Consider the following 4,685-nt stretch of genomic DNA (forward strand, 5'->3'; position numbering starts at 1 on the left):
CGCGCATCATGCCGGCTCCTTGGTCGCATCGAGCCAGGCGCGAACGCGCGCGTCAGGATCGGCATTCTGCGTGACGTCGCTGACGACCGCGATGGAATCGGCGCCGGCTGCGAAGATCTCCGTGGCCTGCTCCAGCTTGATGCCGCCGATCGCGACCAGCGGAATGTTGCCGACGCGCTGCTTCCATACGGCGATCTTCGGAATGCCCTGCGGGGCGAAGCGCATCGCCTTCAGGGTGGTCGGAAAGATCGGACCCAGCGCGACGTAGTCGGGCTCGGCCGCGAGCGCGGTTTCCAGCTCGGCATCATCATGGGTCGAGAGGCCGAGCGTCAGGCCGGCGTCCTTGATCGCCTTGACGTCGGCGTCGGCGAGATCCTCCTGGCCGAGATGGACGTGCTCGGCGCCGGCCACGATGGCCGCGCGCCAATAGTCGTTGACGATCAGCCTGGTCGCGGTGCCCTTGGTGATGGCCAGCGCGTCGGTGACGATCTGCAGTGCCTCGCCATCGTTGAGGTCCTTGGCGCGCAACTGCACGGTGCCGACGCCGAGCTTGGTCAGGCGCTCGACCCAGGCGAGGCTGTCGACGACGGGATAGAAGCGATCAGGATACGGCATGCCAGAACGGGGTCCCAACGACAGGGGTGGAGGGCGAGGCGAAATCGCGGGCGTCCATCAGCCCGGCCTCGTAGGCGGTGCGGCCGGACTCGACGCCGAGCTTGAAGGCGCGGGCCATCGCGACGGGATCGGCGGCCTTGGCGATCGCGGTGTTGAGCAGCACGGCGTCGTAGCCGAGCTCCAGAGCTTCGGCCGCGTGCGACGGCGCGCCGAGGCCGGCGTCGACGACAAGCGTGATATCGGGCAGGCGGTCGCGCAAAAGCTTCAGCGCGTCGCGGTTGATGATGCCTTTGGCCGAGCCGATCGGCGCGGCCCAGGGCATCACCACCTTGCAGCCGGCATCGACGAGGCGTGTCGCCACCGTCAGATCCTCGGTGCAATAGGGGAAGACCTCGAAGCCGTCCTTGATCAGGATGGTGGCCGCCTCGACCAGTCCGACGACGTCGGGCTGCAAGGTGTCGTTGTCGCCGATGACTTCGAGCTTGATCCAGGAAGTGCCGAACAATTCGCGCGCGAGCTTGGCGGTCGTCACGGCTTCGCGCACGCTGCGGCAGCCGGCGGTGTTCGGCAGCACGGTGACATTGAGCGCGTTGATCAGCTTCCAGAATGCATCGCCGGTCTTGCCGCCGGCAGCCTCGCGCCGCAGTGACACGGTGACGATCTCCGCGCCGGACGCGCGGATCGCATCCTGCATGATCGCGGGCGAGGGATACAGCGCGGTGCCGATCAGCAGGCGCGAGGTGACGGTCTTGTCGTAGAATTTCAGCATGGAGTGTCTCCGTCATGTCGGACGGTGGTCGCTACGAATACAGCCGTCATCCCCGCGAAAGCGGGGATCCAGTATTCCAGAGGCGGTGTGGTGAAGCCGAGAGGCCGCGGCGTACTGGATCGCCAGGCCAAGCCGGGCGATGACAGCTGCAGGTGTGACGCGACTTCTCTCCCCATGTCGTCCCGGCGAACGCCGGGACCCATACCGCGTGATCTCACGCGGCGGCACAGTGGGAGAGACCGAGCGTCCTCACCGCGGCCTGTGGTTATGGGTCCCCGCTTTCGCGGGGACGACAGTAGGGGGCGTGGTGAGAGCGCGCGCGCCATCAGCGTTAACCTCCCTGCCGCGGGGTGATGATCTCGATCTCGTCGCCCGCTTTCAGCGATGTCTCGGCCCAGCGGCTCTTCGGCACGACGTCGTAGTTCAGCGCGATCGCGAAATGGGTGCCTTCGTAGTCGAGCTCGGACAGCAGCGCGGCGACATCGGTGGAGCTGATGTCGCGGGCCTCGCCATTGACGGTCACGCGCATCGCATCACCTCGTTGTCGATCTGGCCGCGCTCCACGTAGTTCAAGGTCGCCTGCGCCAGCGCCGGCGCGATCAGGAAGCCGTGGCGATAGAGGCCGTTGACGCGGATCTCGCGCTCGCCCTTGACGGTGATGCGCGGCAGATTGTCGGGATAGGCGGGGCGCAAGCCGGAGCCGAATTCGAGAATGCGCGCCTCGCCGAACGCCGGATGCACCGAGTAGGCGGCGCCCAGCAGCTCGAGCGCCGAGCGCAAGCTGACGCCGGTGTCCTCGGCCTCGAGCGAGGTGGCGCCGAGCATGAACAGATTGGCCTCGCGCGGGATCAGATAGAGCGGGAAGCGCGGATGCATCAGGCGCACGGGGCGCGCGAGCTGCACCTCGGAGGTTTCGATCAGGATCATCTCGCCCTTGACGCCGCGCAGCTCCGGCTCGGCCTCGCGCGCCTCCAGGCCGCGGCAGTCGATGACGAGGCCGTCGAGATCACTGGCCGTCACGTTGCTGTTGAACAGCACGCGGCCGCCGGCCTCGACGATGCGCTGATGCAGCCTGGGCAGCACGCGGCGCGGCTCGACATGGCCCTCGGTGGGATAGAACAGGCCCTCGCGAAAGCGCCCCTCGAGCGATGGCTCGAGTTCGGCGAGCGCAGCCGCATCGAGGCGCTGATAGCCGGACGTGCGGCGCGCGAAGCGGTCGTAGTCGGCGCGGTCGCGGGCATGCGCGATCACCAGCGAGCCGTTGAACGGCGTTTCCGGCATCTCGCGTCGCCACAGATCGAGCGATGACAGGCCCAGCCGGGTGATGACGGGCTCGGAGATTTCGCTCTCGCAATACGGCGCCAGCATGCCGCCGGCCCAATGGCTGGTGGAGAGCATCAGATCGGCGTCGCTGCGCTCGTGAAGCGTCACGTCGTGGCCGGCGCGTGCGAACAGCAAAGCCTGCCAGGCGCCCGCAATGCCGGCGCCGATGATGGATACGGGACGATCCCCGCGGGTCGTTGTCTGCTGCATCCCTGTCCCTTCGCCGGCATGACCCGGATCAGGTTCAAAGGGTCACCGCATTCACGCTGCGGTATCTCAGCTCCCCCTCGGAGCTCCCCTCGGAACGCGCTTAAAATAGACCGAACCGGCTCCGTGTCAACGGAGCGTCACGGAAAGACGCAGGCACCGGCTTAGGAACCAAATCGTATCAGTGCGCGCGGGCGTGGCGCGAGGCGGCGATTTTCGGCGTGATGTCGAGCGGCGCGGCCACCCGCTCGGAGCGGCTGACCGGCCGCGCGTCGGCCAAGCGCTGCCGCTTGGCTTCCTCGTAATAGCCCTTGGCGAAATAGGCCACGGCGCGGTCGTGGTCGCCGCGGGCGGCGCGGTAGGCGCCGGCGAGGTAGCGCACGCCATAGGTGAGATTGGTGTTGGGATCGTGCAGGCCGGCCGCGTCGCCGGTGTAGCCGAGGCCGCGCGCGGTGCCCAGCTTGATCTGCATCAGGCCGATGCAGCCGCAGCGGCCGACCAGGTCCTTCTGATACTTGCTCTCGCGCACGATGACGCGGTGGATCAGCGCTTCCGGAATGTTGTTGGCGGCGGCGTGGACAGCCACCAGCGCGTCGATATGCGGATGGCCGGTGTTCATGTGCTTCGGCTTGGCGTCGGCCGCCTTGCGCTCGCTGTCGCGCGGCTCGGGGGCGTCGGCCGGGACGGCGTCGGCCTCCGCCGGCGCGGCGGCGTTGGCATTCATCGGCTGGCCGGTATCGGCGCTGCTGACCGCCTCGATCGCCTCGACCTCGCGCGCGGTCTTGGTGACGGCGCTGCGTGCGGCCAGCTCCTTGATGCTGTCGGCGCGGACATGCGCCAGCTTGATCTTGCCGGACCGGGTCTTGGCGGCCTCAGGGCTCGCATCCTCGGCCGCCATGACGGACGGCAGGTGACCAGCCATCGCAAAGCCCGCGATGCAGGCCGTCAGCACGAGACGTTTCATGTGTCAGGATCCCCCGGGAACCACGCGCGTGCCGAGCAGCCCCCCGACACGCATTTACACTTTACGCACCGTAATTGGCGCGAACGCCGGGCGATAATGTGGCAAAAATGGGGCGAAGGGGCCTGGGCGAGCCAGCCGCGCCCCGCCGCGCCGCGGTTTACCGCGAATTAGAGCGCGGCGTGATTGGCTGGCGGGTCTCTCAGCCAGGGTCATGCCGCAATGACGCTCTCCGTCACCCACACCGAAGCGACCGCCGGGCGCGCACAGGCGCAGCTCGCGCTATGGGTCGGCGCCGGCGTCTATGCCCTGCTGCTGGTCTCGGGCAACCGGCTGCTCAACGATCCCGACACGCTGTGGCAGATCACCGTCGGGCAATGGATCATCGATCACCGTGCCGTGCCGGAGGTCGACGTCTACTCCTTCACCATGCGCGGCGCGCCGTGGATCTCCACGCAATGGCTGGCGCAGGTCGCCTATGCCGCGGTCTACAAGCTCGCCGGCTGGACCGGGCCGGTGGTGCTGGCCGCCTCCGCGATTGCGCTGTCGTTCGCGCTGTTCACCCGCATGCTGAGCAGGCATCTGCGCGACAGCACGACCTTGTTGTTCGTCGTCGCGGCGTTCCTGCTCTGCCTGCCGCATCTCCTGGCGCGACCGCATGTACTGGCTTTTCCGCTGCTGGTGGGCTGGATGGCTGGGCTGCTCGACGCGGCCGACCGCAAGCAGGCGCCGCCCCTGGTGCTGGTGGTGCTGATCGGACTGTGGGCCAATCTGCACGGTGGATTCGTCTTCGGCCTGTTCTTCATCGCG

At 67.8% G+C, this 4,685-nt stretch carries 5 protein-coding genes, 1 pseudogene and 1 riboswitch; of the genes and pseudogenes, 1 reads left to right on the top strand and 5 read right to left on the bottom strand.

Translation table 11 applies throughout. From position 1 onward, the window contains the following. Positions 1-6: 6 nt before the first annotated feature. The 5 genes from BRAO375_RS34235 to BRAO375_RS38300 form a co-directional block, all read right to left on the bottom strand. Positions 7-615 carry a thiamine phosphate synthase gene (locus tag BRAO375_RS34235; protein ID WP_009031998.1) on the bottom strand — a complete coding sequence of 203 codons (609 nt, stop codon included), beginning with the start codon at positions 613-615 and terminating at the stop codon, positions 7-9. Then, positions 602-1,384 carry a thiazole synthase gene (locus BRAO375_RS34240; RefSeq protein WP_009031999.1) on the bottom strand — a complete coding sequence of 261 codons (783 nt, stop codon included), beginning with the start codon at positions 1,382-1,384 and terminating at the stop codon, positions 602-604. The genes BRAO375_RS34235 and BRAO375_RS34240 overlap by 14 nt, the downstream gene beginning before the upstream one ends. Positions 1,385-1,715: 331 nt before the next feature. Beyond that, the gene (gene thiS / locus BRAO375_RS34245; RefSeq protein ID WP_009032000.1) at positions 1,716-1,913 is read right to left on the bottom strand and encodes a sulfur carrier protein ThiS; all 198 of its coding nucleotides are present in this window, start codon (positions 1,911-1,913) and stop codon (positions 1,716-1,718) included. Next, complete coding sequence (locus tag BRAO375_RS34250) at positions 1,904-2,917, bottom strand: FAD-dependent oxidoreductase (RefSeq protein WP_009032001.1); 1,014 nt, start codon at positions 2,915-2,917, stop codon at positions 1,904-1,906. Before BRAO375_RS34250 ends, thiS begins: the two co-directional genes overlap by 10 nt. After that, positions 2,905-3,017, bottom strand: a riboswitch (TPP riboswitch). (Overlaps the previous gene by 13 nt.) Positions 3,018-3,095: 78 nt before the next feature. Continuing rightward, positions 3,096-3,878, bottom strand: a complete 783-nt coding sequence (locus tag BRAO375_RS38300) for a lytic transglycosylase domain-containing protein (protein ID WP_009032002.1) — start codon at positions 3,876-3,878, stop codon at positions 3,096-3,098. A gap of 219 nt (positions 3,879-4,097) precedes the next feature. Here BRAO375_RS38300 and BRAO375_RS34260 point away from each other — a divergent pair. Next, a pseudogene (locus tag BRAO375_RS34260) lies at positions 4,098-4,685 on the top strand (hypothetical protein); the annotation flags it as partial.

It is taken from the genome of Bradyrhizobium sp. ORS 375 (assembly GCF_000239775.1).
Lineage (GTDB): Bacteria > Pseudomonadota > Alphaproteobacteria > Rhizobiales > Xanthobacteraceae > Bradyrhizobium.